Source organism: Nesterenkonia maliinae (assembly GCF_051262655.1).
Classification (GTDB): Bacteria; Actinomycetota; Actinomycetes; order Actinomycetales; family Micrococcaceae; genus Nesterenkonia.
The window spans coordinates 18458-34201 of sequence record NZ_JBIMEY010000001.1 but is presented as its reverse complement, the minus strand read 5'-3'; the positions used below and the strand labels follow the sequence as shown (position 1 = coordinate 34201).

Genomic DNA, 15744 nt, shown 5'->3' with positions numbered 1-15744 from the left:
TTACTCGGCCTCTTCCAGGGTCGCCTGCAGCCCGTACTGGTGCATCGCCGTCACGTCCTGCTCGGCCTTCTCCCGCGGCCCGTGGGCCACCACGGCGCGGCCCTCCTCGTGCACCTGCATCATCAGCTTCTCCGCCCGGGCCTTGGAATGACCGAAGTGGCTGCGGAAGACCCAGCTCACGTAGGTCATCAGATTGACCGGGTCATTCCAGACGACCACCTGGTAGGGGCGGGCAGCGGAGAGGAGCTGGGAGAACTCGGAATCGAGGTCAGTCTCCTCACGGCTGAGCGTGGATCCTTCGGCTGAACTCATGCTCCGTATTCTACGCTGGGGCTGTGACTCCTCAATCTGCCTCCGCCCAGCCCCACGCTGCGCGCGCCATCGCTTCCCCGACCGAGCACGCCGCTGCCGCTCCGTCGACGGTGCCCTCCACCGCGCTGCTCACCGACCAGTACGAGCTCACCATGGTCCAGGCGGCGCTGGCCTCTGGAGCCGCCGGGCGGCGCTGCGTCTTTGAGGTCTTCACACGCCACCTCCCCGCGGGTCGCCGCTACGGCGTGGTGGCCGGCACCGGTCGGATGCTCGAAGGCCTTGCCGCATTCGGCTTCGGCGCAGCCGAGATCGACTGGCTGCGCTCTCGCGGGATCGTGGACGAGCCCACGCTGGAGTTCCTCGCGGACTACCGGTTCTCCGGAGACATCCACGGCTACGCCGAGGGAGAGATCTTCATGCCCGACTCCCCGGTGCTGCGGGTGGAGGCGAGCTTCGCGGAGGCCTGCCTGCTGGAGACCTATGTGCTCTCGGTGCTCAACCACGACTCCGCGATCGCCTCCGCCGCCTCCCGGATGACCGTGGCGGCCGGGGACCGGCCCTGTGTGGAGATGGGGTCTCGCCGCACCCAGGAGTTCAGCGCTGTCGCCTCGGCCCGGGCGGCCGCCGTCGCCGGCTTCACCGCGACCTCGAACCTGGAGGCGGGACGCCGCTGGGGACTGCCCACCCTGGGCACCGCCGCACACGCCTTCACGCTGCTCCACGACTCGGAGGAAGACGCCTTCGAAGCCCAGGTCCGGGCTTTCGGGCCGGGCACCACCTTGTTGGTGGACACCTACGACGTGGAGACGGCCGTCCGCCGAGCCGCCGCGATCGCCGGGCCTGAGCTGGGCGCGGTCCGGCTGGACTCCGGGGACCTGGTGGAGCAGGCCGGCGAGGTGCGGGCGCTGCTGGATTCGCTGGGCAACACCGGCACCAGGATCATCGTCTCCTCGGATCTGGATGAGCACGCCATCGCGCGGCTGCAGTCGGCTCCGGTGGACTCCTACGGGGTGGGCACGAAGCTGGTCACCGGCAGCGGCTCCCCCACCGCGGCGATGGTCTATAAGCTGGTCCAGCGCACCGACGACGACGGCGCCACCGTCGCCGTGGCGAAGAACGCCCCGGGCAAGTCCAGCCTCGGAGGGGTGAAGCACCCGCTGCGCAGCCTGGATCAGTCCGGGCGGGCCGTGGCCGAGCTGATCGGGGTCGGGGCTGCGCCGCAGACCCACGGCCAGCGCACCCGCGAGCTGATGGTGCCGCTGGTGCGTGAGGGCGTGGTCGCGGCCGAACACGTCGGCGAGGCTGGCGTGGCCAATGCCCGCCGACGTCATGCCGCCTCGCTCGCCGAACTTCCTCCGGCGGCCAAGCGTCTGCAGGACGGCGATCCGGTGCTGCCCACGATCTTCAGCTGATCTCCCGCCCGGATTCTGCGGCGTCGCGGCCTGCGCGGTCAGCTGTGTGGACGGCTGCGTGAGCCTCCGCGTGATCCTCCGCGTGGGTGTTCACAGCGGCCTCGTTGAGGATGCAGATCACCTCGGCGTCCTCCGGGCCGACCGCGCTGAGTCCGTGCGGACGCAGCGTGTCGAACTCGGCGGCCTCCCCCGCCTGCAGCAGGATCTCCTCCTCGCCGAGCTGCAGCCGCAGGCGCCCGGAGAGCACATAGAGCCACTCGTATCCGTCGTGGCTGCCCAGTTCGGTGATCGGGGGGCGCGGCACATACCTGATCCTGTAGGTGTGCACCGGAGAACTCTCCGGCGACAGCGGCTGCACCAGCATCCCGTTGCGCTCCCAGGCGTCGCGCTGCACGCGAGGATCCGGGCTCGAGGCCACCAGCAGCTCATCCACGGTGATGCCCAGGCAGCGGGTGATCGGCAGCAGGAGCTCCAGGCTCGCCTGACGCTTGCCCGACTCCAGCCGAGACAGCGTGCTCGGCGAGATCCCGGCGCCGCGGGCCAGTCGGTCGAGGGTCCATCCGCGGGCGGTGCGCGCTGATCGCAGGCGCAGTCCCAGCTGGTCGAGTTCTTCCATACGAGCATTCTCGCGACTTCTTGCCAATTCGGCAAGATGTCTTTCACGTGCGCCCCCAGCGGCGCATGCTGGAGCCATGAACTCCACAGCAGAAGCAGAACTCTTCGACGCCATCATCATCGGCGGAGGCGCCGCTGGGCTCAGCGCCGCCCAGTCACTGGGCAGGGCGCTGCGCAGGACGCTGATCCTCGACGCCGGGGAACCCCGCAATCGCTTCGCCGCGCAGATGCACAACATCCTGGGACACGACGGCGCCTCCCCCGCGGAGCTTGTCGCCCGAGGGAGTGCCGAGGCGCAGCGCTATGGCGTCGAGCACCTCAGCGCCGGGGTGCACCGAGTCAGCGAGTCCACCCGCGCAGACTCGACCGACAAGACCGGACCCCGCGAGCTCGTGGTCACCCTGGACTCTGGGGTCCAGCTCTTCACCCGCACCGTGATCGCGGCCTCGGGGCTGACCGATGCGCTGCCGCCCATCCCGGGACTGGCCGAGCATTGGGGCAGCAGCGTGCTGCACTGTCCCTATTGCCACGGCTGGGAGGTCCGTGGACAGCGCCTGGCCGTGCTGGCCACCAGTCCGATGCAGCTGCACCAGGCGCAACTGCTGCGCCAGTGGAGCGACAAGCTGACCTACCTGCACGCCGGTGCCGGCGAGCTGCCCGCAGAGACGGCTGCGCGGTTGCGCTCCCGCGGCGTCGTTCTGGAGCCGACTCCGGTCACAGAGGTGCTCGGGGACGGAAGGCAGGTGACCGGCGTCGTCCTTGCGGACTCGCGGACCATCGAGGTGGACGCGATCTTCACGGCCGGCAGCCTCATCCCGCGCGACGGGTACCTGCGCGGTCTCGGGCTCGAGCGCGAGGACACCATGGTGGGCAGCTTCTTGAAGGTGGACGCGATGGGTCAGACCTCGCACGAGCGGATCTGGGCGGCCGGAAACATCGCGTCTCCGATGGCGACGGTGCCGGCCGCCATGGGAATGGGAAGCTTCGCCGGAGCCGCCGCCAACGGCGCCCTGGTCATGGAGGAGTTCGACCTCGCCGAGGCCGGGAAGAACCAGTAACGTGGTGGGTGTGCAGCTGCGAGGACCTCGCGCCGCACACCCACACCCGGAGCTTTCCGACCAGGAGGATGTAGTGGCCCAGGCGCTGATCATTGTCGATGTGCAGCAGGACTTCTGTGAGGGCGGCGCGTTGGCGGTCGCCGGCGGGGCGCAGGTGGCGAGCGAGATCAGTGAGTTCCTCGAGGACAGCTACGCAGAGTTCGACGCGATCCTCACCACGCAGGACTGGCACATCGACCCGGGGCCGCACTTCTCCGCGACCCCGGACTTCAAGGTGAGCTGGCCCGAGCACTGTGTGGCGGGCACCCCCGGCGCCGAGCTGCACCCCAATCTCGACACCGAGCACGTGGATGCTCGCTTCCTCAAGGGCCTGTACTCCGACGGCTACTCCGGGTTCGAAGGTCTGGAGGGCGACCCGGAGAAGGTCGGCAGCCTCGAAGGTGAGAACGGCACCAAGGTCGGGCCTGCCGCGGCGATCGCCGAGGGCTCGGCAGACCTCCACACCTGGCTGCGCGCCCAGGACATCGACGCCGTGACCATCGTGGGCATAGCCACCGATCACTGTGTGCGGGCCACCGTGCTCGATGCCGTGGAGAACGACTTCCGGGTCCGCGTCATCCGTGAGCTCACGGTCGGGGTCAGCACGGACTCGGTCGACGAGGCCTACGAGGAGTTCGACGCCGCCGACGTCGAGGTCGTCAGCCTCGAAGACCTCTGAGCGCTCACGACCGAGCGGTGACCCCTGAACGCTGACCCCGGAGTCCTGTCGCCTGGATGCTCGGCGCGACACCGTCCCCTCCGGCGCCTCAGCCGGTCAGCGGAGTGAGCTACTTGCGCCCGACGAACCACATCTGGATCTTCTTCAGCCGCTCTTCGAGCTGCGCCTGCGTGGCCTGACCCACGGCTGGTCCCCCGCAGGCATCGCGGAGCTTGGTGTGGATGCTGCCCTGATGCATGCCGGTCTTCGCCGCGTAGGCCGAGACCGACTTGTTCAGCGTGGCCCGCAGGGTCTTGAGCTGCCGGTGGTCGATCACCGGCTCCGCCGGCTCTGCCGAGGCGGGCTTGCGGCGCAGCTGATCAGCCTGGTGCTGGCGCAGCAGCGTGGAGACCTGCTCAGGCTCGAGCAGCCCGGGGATGCCGAGGAAATCCAGCTCCTCCTCGGAGCCCATGGCACCGCCGAGGCCGAACTCTGCACCGTCGAAGAGGACCTTGTCGAAGGAGGCGTTGGAGTGCAGCGCGGCGAACTCCCCGCGCTCAAGCTGGTCCGAACCGCGCTCCTCCTGATTGGCCGCATCCAGCAGCTCATCATCGAGGCCCTCCTCTGCGTTCTCGATCGCCGAACGCGGGACATCCAGGGCGTGGTCGCGCTCCTGCTCCATCTCATTGGCCAGCGTGGTCAGCACCGGGACCGAGGGCAGGAAGACCGAGGCGACCTCGGCCTTCTTGCGCAGCCGCACGAAGCGGCCCACGGCCTGGGCGAAGAACAGCGGGGTCGAGGTGGAGGTGGCATAGACGCCCACGCAGAGCCGGGGCACGTCGACGCCCTCGGAGACCATCCGGACCGCGACCATCCACAGCTTGGAGGGGTCTGAAGAGAATTTCTCGATCTGGTTCGAGGCGCCCTTGTCGTCGGAGAGCACCACGGTTGTCTTCTGTCCGGTCAGCTCGTCGAGCTGCGCGGCATAGGCGCGGGCGGCCTCATGGTCGGTCGCGATGACCAGTCCGCCGGCGTCGTCGATCTTGTCGCGCACCTTGAGCAGCCGCTGGTGCGCGGCCCGCAGCACCGAGGGGATCCACTCCCCCTCTGGATTCAGCGCGGTGCGCCAGGCGTGATTGGTGATGTCTTTGGTGGCGGCGGCTCCGAGCTGGGCCTCCATCTCCTCACCAGCGGAGGTCCGCCAGCGCATGTTCCCGGAGTAGGCCATGAAGACCACCGGGCGCACCACGCGGTCCTTCAGCGCGGGACCGTAGTTGTAGGCGTAGTCGGCCTTGGACCGGCGGACCCCGGCGCCGTCCTCCACGTACTCCACGAACGGGATCGGTGAGGTGTCTGAACGGAACGGGGTGCCGGTCAGCGCGAGCCGACGCACAGCGGGGTCGAAGGCCTCACGCACGCCGTCACCCCAGGACAGCGCATCACCGGCGTGATGGATCTCGTCGAAGATCACCAGGGTGCGGGCGGCCTCGGTCTTGTTCCGGTGCAGCGCAGGCTTGTTCGCGACCTGCGCGTAGGTCACCACGACCCCGAGGTACTGGCGCCCGTGGCGGCCGTCGGAGTTCTTGAAGTTCGGGTCCAGGGCAAGGCCCACCCGCCCCGCGGCATCGGCCCACTGCCGCTTCAGGTGCTCGGTGGGGGCGACCACGTAAATCCGGTTGACCTCGCCCGATTCCACCAGCAGCTTCGCCACGCGCAGCGCGAAGGTTGTCTTGCCGGCGCCGGGGGTCGCCACGGCGAGGAAGTCCTTGGGCCGCTTCTGGATGTAGAGGTCCAGCGCCTCCTGCTGCCATTGGCGCAGTGTGCCTGCGGTGCCGTGAGCGGCGCGATGCGGATAGACCGGGGGGAGGGATCGGCCGACGTCGGTGCCGACGTCGAAAAGCGTCTCAGACTGCTCCACTGTGTTCTGGGCTCAGCGCAGGTTCAGCTGCGGCCGAAGCCGAAGAAGCCGCGCTTGCCGCCGGAGTCTCCGCCGGACTTGCCGTCGCCGTCCCCGTCGCCGCCACCCATCATCTCTTCGTAGATCTCTTTGCACTCGGGGCAGACCGGGAACTTCTTGGGGTCGCGCGAGGGGATCCAGACCTTGCCGCACAGGGCCACCACGGCGCCGCCCTCGAGGGCGGACTCCATGATGCGGTTCTTGTTCACGTAGTGGGCGAAGCGCTCGTGGTCACCCGGCTCGGAGAGCTGTTCCTGGTGCTCGCGTTCGATGGTCGCCGCTCCGCCGGGCGCCGGCGCTGCGGCCGGATCAGCGGTGTGCATGTGCGCAGGCCCGCCCTGGACGGGGGTCTGCGTGCCGAAGCGGGCGTCAGCGGGCTGGAGTCCGTTCTCGATGACCATCATGGTCCATAGTCTAGCGAGCCTCGGCGAGCACATCATCCCCGTGCAGGCTTCGTGTCTGCCCCGGCCGGGCCGCGCCGAGGACTCACCAGCTCCGTCTCAGTACTGGCTCACGGTCTGGAAGAGTTCGGGCTGGCTGCGCTCGAAGACTCGGGCCCCCAGCGTGACTCCGATCCAGACCAGCCCCAGGCCCTTGAGCGCCGAGACGATCCCAAGCGTCCATCCCAGCCAGGACTCTCCGCTGATCATCCAGATGATGACCAATGTCACCTCCGGCAGCATCAGCATGACGGTGGCGACCAGCGTGCCGAGCTGGACGATCATCAGCCGTCCGGTGGAGCCGGAGGGCTGGCTCAGCGGCCCGTCTCCCGGTTTGGGGACGGGATAGGTGAAGCGCGCCGAGACCAGACAGGAGAAGCCGGCCGTGCTCAGCAACAGTCCCACGCTCACCCCCACCAGGGCGGCGGTGGTGCCGGGTCCGGTGAACATCACCGCCGGAATCAGGGCACTGAGCACCGTGATGGGCAGCCCGAAGCTCAGCAGTCCGACCAGCCGACCGACCCGGTCAGCCGTGCCGGAGACGCCGCTGGTGATGTGCAGTGCGAAGGCCGAATGGTCGTAGGAGATGTCTGCGGAGATCGCGAAGCCCAGCATCCAGCCAAAGACAGGTCCCAGCGCGAGCAGCACCCACGGCGCACCCAGCTGGGAGTACATGACCACCGCGAGGACCACGAACGCCGGCAGCAGCACGAGGGTTCCGCCGTAGCGGCTGTCCTTGAGCCAGTAGGTGCTGGCCCGCGCAGCCACCGCGCCCCAGGGAGTGGCGGGAAAGCGAGCGAACAGACCCAGGCCCTGGGCGCCCTTGGAGGCCGAGGAGCTCTGCACCGTGGGCCGCTCGGTGATCTTCACCAGCGCGGCCCGGATGGCGACGACGGCGAGGGCCGCCGTTCCCGTCAGGATCCCCAGCCGGAGTATGAACACGCCCCAGTCACCGGCCGCGGCGTCGGCCGGCAGCGCGGCCCCCGCGCCCAGCGGGGTGAGCGCAAGGATATCGACCACGGTGGGCACAGCGTCTGCCAGGGAGGAGAAGGCGCTCTGCAGCCCGATCATGATCGGGTAGAGCAGGACCATCAGACCCAGCGCCACGATGGCCAGGAAGTCACGGGACCGGCGACCGCTGAGCCATGCACTGATCATGGTGGTCACCGCCTGGGAGACCAGGCTGAAGGTGATCAGTATCAGCGGCAGCGTGATCACCGCCGTCGCCGCGGCAGCAGCGTCCCAGCGCCAGTGCAGCACCTGTCCGATCAGCCAGATCAGCGTGAGCACCGCACCGATCGAGATCAGTCCGGTCAGCGTGAGGCCAAGGATGAGTCCGCGACGCGGGATGCCGTAGGTGATGAATTGGCGCGGGTTCATCGCTGAATCCGCCCCGGAGACGAATACCGGGATGATCAGCCAGAGCAGAAAGACCGCCGAACCCATCAGCACGCTGGCGGTGCGGATGAACTCCGCATCGATGACCTCGGACCCTCCCTCCATGACCTGCAGGGAGAAGATCATCCCGACGATGCCCAGCCCGTAGAGACCGGCGAAGATCGTGCCCAGGATATGCCAGACCGACTGGTTGAAGCCGTTGAAGGTGAGGTCCTTCTTGAGTCGAATCAGAGTTGCAACCATGCGAGCTCCTGATCTCCGCCCTCGAGCCCGACCAGCTCGACGAAGCGCGTCTCCAGATCCGACCCGCCGCGGACCTCGTCCAGGGTGCCGGAGGCGAGCAGCCGTCCCTCGGCGATGATCCCGACATGGGAGCACATCCGCTGGACCAGATCCATGACATGGCTGGAGAGGATCACGGTGCCGCCGGAACCGACGTAGGACTCCAGCAGGCCACGGATGGTGCGCGCGGAGACCGGGTCAACGGCCTCGAAGGGCTCATCGAGCACAAGAAGCTCGGGAGCATGCACCAGCGCTGAGGCCAGCGCGATCTTCTTGGTCATTCCCGCGGAGTAGTCCTGGACGAGCTTCCCCTGAGCCTCCTCGAGACCCAGGACCCGGAGCAGGTCCGCGGTGCGGGACTCGACGGTCTCCCGGTCCATCCCGCGCAGCAGCCCGGCGTAGGTGACCAGCTGGGCGCCGGTGAGCTTGTTGAAGAGCAGGACCCCGTCAGCGAGCACTCCCATGGAGCGTTTGGCCTCACGCGGATGGGCCCAGACGTCGATGCCCACGACCTCGGCGGTGCCGGCATCTGGTCGCATCAACCCCGTGGCCATCGACAGCGTGGTGGTCTTGCCCGCACCGTTGGGGCCCACGAACCCATAGAAGGATCCGCGCGGCACCTCCAGATCCAGGTCCTGCACCGCGGGAGCCTGTCCGAATCGCTTGTTCAGGCCGCGCAGCCTCAGGGCCGGCGGCATCAGGGCGGGCGTGTTCACGCTGGCTGAGTCCATGCCCCGACACTATCGAGTCCTTCTCCGCGGCGCCTCACCCCTGAGAAGGACTTTTCCCGAGCCGTCCGGCAGGACCGCAGACCGACCCTCTAGAAGAGGGCGCGGGCGAGCTGCTTGCGTGAGGCGGAGACGCGGGGATCGGTGTCTCCGGTGATCGAGTAGAGCTCGACCAGGTGGGCGCGGGCTGTCTCGCGGTCGTCGCCGAAATGGGTCTGGATGAAGCGGACCAGACGGGAGAAGCCGTCTTCCACATGACCTCCGAGGACATCAAGGTCCGCGACGGCGATCTGCGCGCCGACGTCGTCCGGGTTCTCCGCCGCGGCCTGCCGGGCGGCCGCGAGATCGGCGCCGGTGGTCCGCTGGAGCAGCTTCACCTGGGCCAGCCCGATCTTGGCATCCTCGTCGTCGGGCTTCTCCTTGATGGCCTGCTCGTAGGCCTTCGCGGCGGCGGCGTAGTCGCTGTTCTCCAGTGCATCCAGCGCCTCCTGGTGCAGCGGCGGGAGCTCCGGCTCGGCCGCGGGCTCCTGGCCCTCCACGACTCGGGTGGACTGCGCGGGGAGCTTCTGCGTCATGCCGTTCTGCGTGGCCATCTGCACCATCTGCGTGACGAGCTGGGAGAGCTGTTCGGTGGGCACCGCGGCGTCGAACTCGCCGACCGGGCGCCCGCCGATGAACGCGGTGGCGACCGGGACCTGGTCGGCGCTCTGGGCGAGCTCCGGATGCGCGGAGGCGTCGATCTCGGCGAGCAGCAGGCGGCCCTGCTGAGCGTCGACGAGGTCCTCCAGGGTGGACCTCATGGTCGCCGAGGCGGCATCGGCGCCATGGATGAGCACGATCACCGGGGCCTGGGCGGAGAGTTCCACAACCTGCTGCAGCTGCTGCGGCTGCACCGCAATGGCCCAGCTGTTGGGTGCGCCCGCTGGCCCTGGCGCGCCGGAGCGCTGAGCCGCCGGGGCTGCGCTCGCCTGGCCGGCCGGTGCGGATGCGCCGGGGGCTGCTGCGGCTCCGTCGGGGGCGAAGCCGGAGAGGTCAACCGCTCCCCTGGCGTCGACTCGTCGGGGCTGGGGTTCCTGGGCGGAATCTGTCACTGCAGCGCTCCTTGCACGTCGGCGTCCATTGTTACGGTTCTGCGGATCCATCTCCGGGGAGTGGAGATCAGTCGAGTGTGTTGACCTCGTTCACAATATCGTGGACTCCGAGCACCACGACCTTCTCATCGTCTTCCGCCGGGATGTGCAGGATCATGGATTCCCGGTTGACGATGTCCACGTCGTCGGTGATGGACTCGGTGCCGGCCAGCTCGGCGGTCACACCGGAGAGGTTGATCGAGGCGCCGTCCTCAGGGCGCAGCTGGGTGGTGGAGTCGAAGCTTCCCACCGCGATCACCGAGCCGTCGGGAAGACGCATCGCGGTGCTGCCCTCTTCGATGGAGGGCCGCGTGTAGGAGATGCTGAGGTCCTCGGCGCTCTCGCTGAGCTCTTCCTGGTACGCCTGCAGGTCTTCGATATAGGCGTTGTCCTCGACGTTCATCCCGAAGTAGTACTCGCGGTTGTTCAGGTACACCGCCACGCGCTCCATGGCGTGATTCGCGGCGAAACGTGCGTCCTCGTTGTCCGGGTCGACAGGCTCCGCCCCGCCGTCCTCAGCGGCGATGGCCGGAAACTCTGTGCCGGGGACCATCAGAACGGCCTGGATGAGCTCGTAGTTCTCCCGTGGGGACTTCTGCTCGATGACCAGCACCTGCGGGATCTCGGCGTCGGCGTCCTGGGTGATGACCACGGCCTGGCGGGGGAAGTCGGTGGCAGAGGTCACGGCGGCGCTGAGGATCTCGGTGCCGATCGCGTCAGGGGTGACGTCCTCGTCGATCTCATGGTTGCGGTAGGTCAGCTCCCGAACCTCAGCGGCATTTTCCGAGACGCGCGGGGACAGCAGCTCGGCGTTGAACTCAGCGTCAGCGGCCGCGGTGGTCTCCGCGATGTCATCGACGATTCCCTGCAGCTGGGATTCCAGCAGCACCGAGTATCCGGCGTCCTCACCTTCTTCTGCTTCGACCTCCTCGGCTTCCACATCTTCGGTCTGCGCGGACTCGTCCTCGGCCGGGTCCTCTGCCGCGTTCTCCGCGTCGGCCAGGAGCACGGCCGGGCTCAGGGCCAACGCCAGAGCAGCTGCGGTCGCCACCGAGCGGCTCCGCCAGGTGCGGCCCTCTTCGGTGGTATCAGGGTCCTGCGCGTCACGGGTGCTCTCGGTGGTGGAGATCGAACCCAGCGTCCCGGTCAGCTCCTCGTCGGCGGGGTCGATGTCCTGCCGGTCTACACGGTCGTGCTGGGAATCCTGCCGGTCGGCGCGCTCGGGCCGCCCTTCGGTCTGGGTCATCTCGTCCTCGGCGGTGGTGTCGGTGGGTCCGGACGCGGCGGCGGCTCCGGTGGCAGTGGTAACTCCGGTCGCAGCGACCGGCGTGGAATCGTGGGTGGCAGAGGTCTGGACACCGCCTTGCTGGATCCCGCCTGCGCGGCGCCGTGCCACGAGCGCGCGGTAGAGCAGGAAGATCGCCACCAGGATCAGCAGCGAGCCGATCACGATCAGAACCGTGCCGAGCGGGCTGTCCTCTTCCTCCGGCAGCTCCACGGTGACGGCGCTGGGGGCGGGCTCTTCGCCGTCGCGGAAGATCAGCAGGCTCCACTCGCCGCTGTCGTCGGGGGCGCTCCAGCGGTAGCGCAGGTCGCCTTCGATGGTCTCGGTGACGGCCCAGAGGTCGGAGCCGCTCGGGTCGGGCACCGTGGCCTCCCCCTCGGTGAACTGCGTCTCGATGGTGGACGGGGCGTCATCTGCACCCTCCTGCACCGCTCCGATGGTGACGTGCGCGGCGTCGCCGACCCAGGCTTCGATGTCCTGGGTCCGTGCCAGGGCGATGGTGTACTCGCCCTCAGCGTTGATGGTGAACTCGTCACGCTCAGCGCCCGGATCGACGATCTCATCGCTGATCACGGTCAGCGGAGCGTCCTGAACCTCCTCGCTCTGGGCGGTCGGGACCTCATCGGAGGCCCAGACGGTGAGCAGTCCCACTCCGATGCCCGCCATGAGCAGACCCAGGATGAAAGCGATGATGGAAGCGGGAAAACGCACGTGTGGAATGTCCTTGATCGGAGGAGGCGATGGTTCAACCCTCAAGGATACCCAAGATAACAATAAGATCACAGTCTGGGCGTCCGCTGGAGGACTCTCCGGGAGAGGATGGTGTCCAGCCACCAGCGCGTGGCTAAGCTGACCCCGTGACAGAGTCCGAGCAGCATCCTCAGGAGCAGGGCCTCGACGAGGGGCCCGGCGTGGACGAGCAGCTCGCGCCTGTCCCCGGCCGTCGGCGCCGGTTCAGCTCCGGATCGACACCCGGACGCCTGCGCGCCTTGGGGAGCGGCGTCTTCAGCGGTGTTCGCAGCATCCGCACCGCCCGGGCACGCAGATCCACGGCCGCGCTGCCGGAGTACGACGAGTACGGGCTTCCCCCGGTGTCCGCCGAACACACCGAGAGGGTCGCCTCCTACGCAAGCCGTCCGGTCTACAACGGGTTCATGCTGGCCCTGGGCGTCGGACTCGCGCTGCTGGTGTTCTATGTGGCTCAGGCGAACACGCAGCTGCTGGTCTGGATCGCGGCAGCCCTGTTCATCGCCATCGGTCTCGACCCTGTGGTGCGCAGCCTCGAGCGGGCGGGGCTCCCCCGACCTGCCGGAGTGGCCGCCACCATCACCGCATTCCTCGGAGTCGTGGCGACGTTCATCGCCGCACTGGCCCCGATGGTCGCGGAGCAGACGTCGACCTTTGTGGGCTCACTGCCGGTGCTGGTCAACGACATCTCCGGCTCGGAGTGGTTCCAGAGCATCGAATCCGACTTCGAGATCCAGCAGATCATCGACACCGAGGTCAACCGCTTCATCTCCGATCCCACGAACATCACCAATGCGCTCGGCGGACTGTTCGGGGTCGGCACCGCCATCCTCACCACCGGACTGGGCGCGCTGGTGGTCTTCGTGCTCGCCATCTACTTCCTGTCCTCGCTGCCGGTGATGACCGCCTGGGCCTACCGGTTGGCGCCGCGCTCGACCCGGGATCGGGTTCAGCACCTCGGGGACCGGATCCTCGACGGGATCGGACACTATGTGATCGGTCAGGCCTGTGTGGCGGTGCTCAACGGACTCGTGGCGTTCATCGCGATCAGCGTCGCCGGCGTGCCCTTCGGTGTGCTCTTCGCCGTGGTGGCCGGGGTGCTGGCGTTCATCCCGCTGGTCGGACCGGTCACCGGGGGCACGATCGTCACGCTGGTGGCGCTGACCGTGGACTGGCAGACCGCCGTGACCTTTGCCGCCATCTACTTCGTGTACCTGCAGGTCGAGGCGTATCTGGTCTCACCGCGCATCATGGCACGTGCGGTGCGGATCCCCGCCGCCGTCGTCGTCATCTCGGTGATCGCGGGCGGCACCCTGCTCGGCGTCCTCGGCGCCCTCATGGCAATCCCCACCGCCGCCGCGGTGATGCTGCTGACCCGCGAAGTCCTGATCCGCCGCCAGGACGCGCGCTAGCGAGTCCCGGCGCCTCGGACCGGCTGCTCCGACCTGGAGGTCAGATCGGCTGCCCCAACCCGGGGCAAGGCAATGCCTACTCCGAGGCCATCGGTCCGGTCCAGGTGGTGGGCAGATCGGCCATCCTCGGGGAGCTGGTGCCCCGGGTGTTGAAGCGCAGCACCGCGATGTCTGCCAGCGCCGGAAGCCGGTAGGAGGCCCTCTTGTAGGTATGGGAGTCCATGAACCCGCCGTGGGTGGGCAGCGGGTGGAAGGTCACCGGCGTGGCCTCGGGGCGCGCGTGCAGCGGCAGCGCCAGCTCCCCGACCAGGGTCAGTCCGTCCTCGGTCTCCGGGGTGATGTCCTCGCGACGGGCAGGGAGCACCGATTTGGGCCCCAGCTCAGAATCGCGGACGTCGGTGTACTCAGGTTTCTCAGCAGGCGTGCCTTCAGCCTATCCGCCAGCAGTGCGTGTGCCAGTGCCGGCGTTCGGCGGCCGCGTGCTCGTCGCCGAAGATCGAGTCTGCCCGCCATGCGACCACGTGCGCGGTCCCCGCAGGCACCGGGAGGTGGCATCCCGGGCAGGTGTAGATCTTCTGCGCCGCTGAGGCGGAGATGTGCCGGACGTGGTATTCGCCGTCGCGGCGACGCACCGTCCCGGTGGAGAACGCGCCCTGGCCCAAGACGCCGGTGGACAGCGGCCGGTGACCGCGCTGCCATTTCGACGCGCGCCTTCCGGGTCCCTTCGCTGACTTGGCCATGGACCCATTGTTCCAGGTCTAAGTTTCGGGCGTCGCCGCCGGTGCGGCGAGCACCCGGAGAGCGGGTAGGATCAGGCACCGTGCGATTGGTAATTGCGACCTGTTCAGTGTCCTACTCCGGCCGGCTCAACGCCCACCTGGCCCAGGCGACGCGCCTGCTCATGGTGAAGGCCGACGGCGGCGTGCTCATCCACTCCGACGGCGGCTCCTATAAGCCGCTCAACTGGATGTCCCCGCCTGCGACGATGCGGGTCACCGCGCCCGACGCGCAGCAGCGCGAGGCCGGGATCACCGAGGTCTGGACGGTCTCGGCCACGAAGAGCGACGACACCCTGCGCATCCTGATCAGTGAGGTCCACGAGGACGTCTCCCATGACCTCGGTGTGGACCCTGGTCTCGTCAAGGACGGCGTGGAGTCCGATCTGCAGCGGCTGCTTGCGGAGCAGATCGAGCTGCTCGGCGTCGGGCACCGGCTGATCCGCCGGGAGCACCCTACCCCGATCGGTCCGGTGGACATCCTCGCCCGCGGCCCCCAGGGAAGTGTGGCCGTGGAGCTCAAGCGTCGCGGCGACATCGACGGCGTGGAGCAGCTCACCCGCTACCTCGAGTTGCTCAACCGCGACCCGTTGCTGGCCCCCGTGCAGGGGGTCTTCGCCGCCCAGCAGATCAAGCCTCAGGCACGCACGCTGGCCGAGGACCGCGGGATCCGCTGTCTGGTGCTGGACTACGACGCGATGCGCGGTGTCGACGACGCCGACTCTCGGCTGTTCTAGCCGGAAGACACCGCCGCCCGAAAGGTCGCCAGACTCACTCCTCCCGGCAACCATTCAAGACCACCGGGGTTGAAGGTGCGCCGAAGCGGCTCTGACCGGAACAGCGGAATTCCGGCACCCAGCACCAGCGGATTGATCTTCAGCTGTATCTCATCGATCTCTCCGATGAGCTGGCCAGCAAGCTCAGCGCCGCCGCACAGCCAGATGTCTCGGCCGGCTTCAGCCTTGAGCGCGCGCACCTTGCTCGTGAGATCGCCGTTGATCACTTCGAGACCCGGCGCCTCGGGCAGCGCCCAGTGCGCTGCCACTATCTGCCGAAGGTGCGGATAAGCCCCGCCCACCAGTCCGGCGTCCACCGCGGGCTGGTGCGTGCGCCGCCCCATCAGCACGGTGTCGAAGCGACGCGGTGCGCCCGTCACTCCCAGAGCCTCCCGGGCGTGAATCGGACAGGTCTCGGGGTACCGGTCGAAGAGCACCGCCAGGGTCTCTGGATCGAGTGGAAAGCTGGAGAAGTCCCCCGCAGGATCGGCGATGAAGCCATCGATGCTGGTGGCGATGTAGTAGACGAGTTCACGCATGGACGCTCCCCTGGGCCTGCGACGGTATGAGCGGGTACGGGTCGGGCCAATCTACCGCACCCGTGGACTCCCACACCCTGTGCGGGCGCACAGACAGCCGAGCACACACAGGCGGGCCCCCGGTCTCCGTGAGGAGTCCGGGGGCCCGCCTGATGATGCAGTCGATCAGTGGAGGGAGGA

15 protein-coding genes and 1 pseudogene are annotated in these 15744 nt (G+C 68.3%); 5 read left to right on the top strand and 11 right to left on the bottom strand.

What is annotated here, in order from left to right:
- A complete protein-coding gene (clpS, locus tag ACHAA4_RS00165) occupies positions 1-312 on the bottom strand; it encodes an ATP-dependent Clp protease adapter ClpS (RefSeq protein WP_435772188.1) in 312 nt (103 codons plus the stop codon).
- Between the two features lie 152 nt (positions 313-464).
- Between clpS and ACHAA4_RS00160 the strand changes: the two genes are divergently transcribed.
- On the top strand, positions 465-1724 hold the full coding sequence (locus ACHAA4_RS00160) for a nicotinate phosphoribosyltransferase (RefSeq protein WP_435772957.1): 1260 nt from the start codon (positions 465-467) through the stop codon (positions 1722-1724).
- On the opposite strand, the gene ACHAA4_RS00155 is transcribed toward ACHAA4_RS00160, so the two are convergent.
- Complete coding sequence (locus tag ACHAA4_RS00155; protein WP_435772187.1) at positions 1717-2340, bottom strand: helix-turn-helix domain-containing protein; 624 nt, start codon at positions 2338-2340, stop codon at positions 1717-1719. The genes ACHAA4_RS00160 and ACHAA4_RS00155 overlap by 8 nt on opposite strands.
- Before the next feature lie 76 nt (positions 2341-2416).
- On the opposite strand from ACHAA4_RS00155, the gene ACHAA4_RS00150 reads away from it, so the two are divergent.
- On the top strand, positions 2417-3397 hold the full coding sequence (locus tag ACHAA4_RS00150) for an NAD(P)/FAD-dependent oxidoreductase (protein ID WP_435772186.1): 981 nt from the start codon (positions 2417-2419) through the stop codon (positions 3395-3397).
- A 73-nt stretch (positions 3398-3470) separates the two neighbouring features.
- Positions 3471-4115, top strand: coding sequence for an isochorismatase family protein (locus ACHAA4_RS00145; RefSeq protein ID WP_435772956.1), 645 nt, complete (start codon positions 3471-3473; stop codon positions 4113-4115).
- A gap of 109 nt (positions 4116-4224) precedes the next feature.
- On the opposite strand, the gene ACHAA4_RS00140 is transcribed toward ACHAA4_RS00145, so the two are convergent.
- The 6 genes from ACHAA4_RS00140 to ACHAA4_RS00115 all read right to left on the bottom strand — a co-directional run bounded on the left by ACHAA4_RS00140 (position 4225) and on the right by ACHAA4_RS00115 (position 12025).
- Complete coding sequence (locus tag ACHAA4_RS00140; RefSeq protein WP_435772185.1) at positions 4225-6012, bottom strand: DEAD/DEAH box helicase; 1788 nt, start codon at positions 6010-6012, stop codon at positions 4225-4227.
- 23 nt (positions 6013-6035) lie between these two features.
- Positions 6036-6374, bottom strand: a complete 339-nt coding sequence (locus tag ACHAA4_RS00135; protein WP_435772955.1) for a DUF3039 domain-containing protein — start codon at positions 6372-6374, stop codon at positions 6036-6038.
- Between the two features lie 177 nt (positions 6375-6551).
- The gene (locus ACHAA4_RS00130) at positions 6552-8132 is read right to left on the bottom strand and encodes a transporter (RefSeq protein ID WP_435772184.1); all 1581 of its coding nucleotides are present in this window, start codon (positions 8130-8132) and stop codon (positions 6552-6554) included.
- Positions 8117-8902, bottom strand: coding sequence for an ABC transporter ATP-binding protein (locus tag ACHAA4_RS00125; RefSeq protein WP_435772183.1), 786 nt, complete (start codon positions 8900-8902; stop codon positions 8117-8119). The genes ACHAA4_RS00130 and ACHAA4_RS00125 overlap by 16 nt, the downstream gene beginning before the upstream one ends.
- Positions 8903-8991: 89 nt before the next feature.
- Positions 8992-9990 carry a co-chaperone YbbN gene (locus ACHAA4_RS00120; RefSeq protein WP_435772182.1) on the bottom strand — a complete coding sequence of 333 codons (999 nt, stop codon included), beginning with the start codon at positions 9988-9990 and terminating at the stop codon, positions 8992-8994.
- A gap of 67 nt (positions 9991-10057) precedes the next feature.
- Positions 10058-12025: a hypothetical protein gene (locus ACHAA4_RS00115; protein ID WP_435772181.1), complete on the bottom strand. Its 1968-nt coding sequence runs from the start codon at positions 12023-12025 to the stop codon at positions 10058-10060.
- Between the two features lie 146 nt (positions 12026-12171).
- Between ACHAA4_RS00115 and ACHAA4_RS00110 the strand changes: the two genes are divergently transcribed.
- Positions 12172-13473: an AI-2E family transporter gene (locus ACHAA4_RS00110; protein WP_435772180.1), complete on the top strand. Its 1302-nt coding sequence runs from the start codon at positions 12172-12174 to the stop codon at positions 13471-13473.
- A gap of 124 nt (positions 13474-13597) precedes the next feature.
- On the opposite strand, the pseudogene ACHAA4_RS00105 reads toward ACHAA4_RS00110, so the two are convergent.
- A pseudogene (locus tag ACHAA4_RS00105) lies at positions 13598-13852 on the bottom strand (alpha/beta hydrolase); the annotation flags it as partial.
- Between the two features lie 49 nt (positions 13853-13901).
- Positions 13902-14213: an Rv1322 family protein gene (locus ACHAA4_RS00100; protein WP_435772179.1), complete on the bottom strand. Its 312-nt coding sequence runs from the start codon at positions 14211-14213 to the stop codon at positions 13902-13904.
- Between the two features lie 80 nt (positions 14214-14293).
- Between ACHAA4_RS00100 and nucS the strand changes: the two genes are divergently transcribed.
- Entirely contained in the window at positions 14294-14986 is a 693-nt protein-coding gene (gene nucS, locus ACHAA4_RS00095) for an endonuclease NucS (RefSeq protein WP_435772178.1), read from the top strand.
- Here the strand turns inward: nucS and ACHAA4_RS00090 are convergent.
- Positions 14983-15564, bottom strand: coding sequence for a dihydrofolate reductase family protein (locus ACHAA4_RS00090; RefSeq protein ID WP_435772177.1), 582 nt, complete (start codon positions 15562-15564; stop codon positions 14983-14985). The two genes, nucS and ACHAA4_RS00090, sit on opposite strands and share 4 nt — an antisense overlap.
- Positions 15565-15744: the final 180 nt, after the last annotated feature.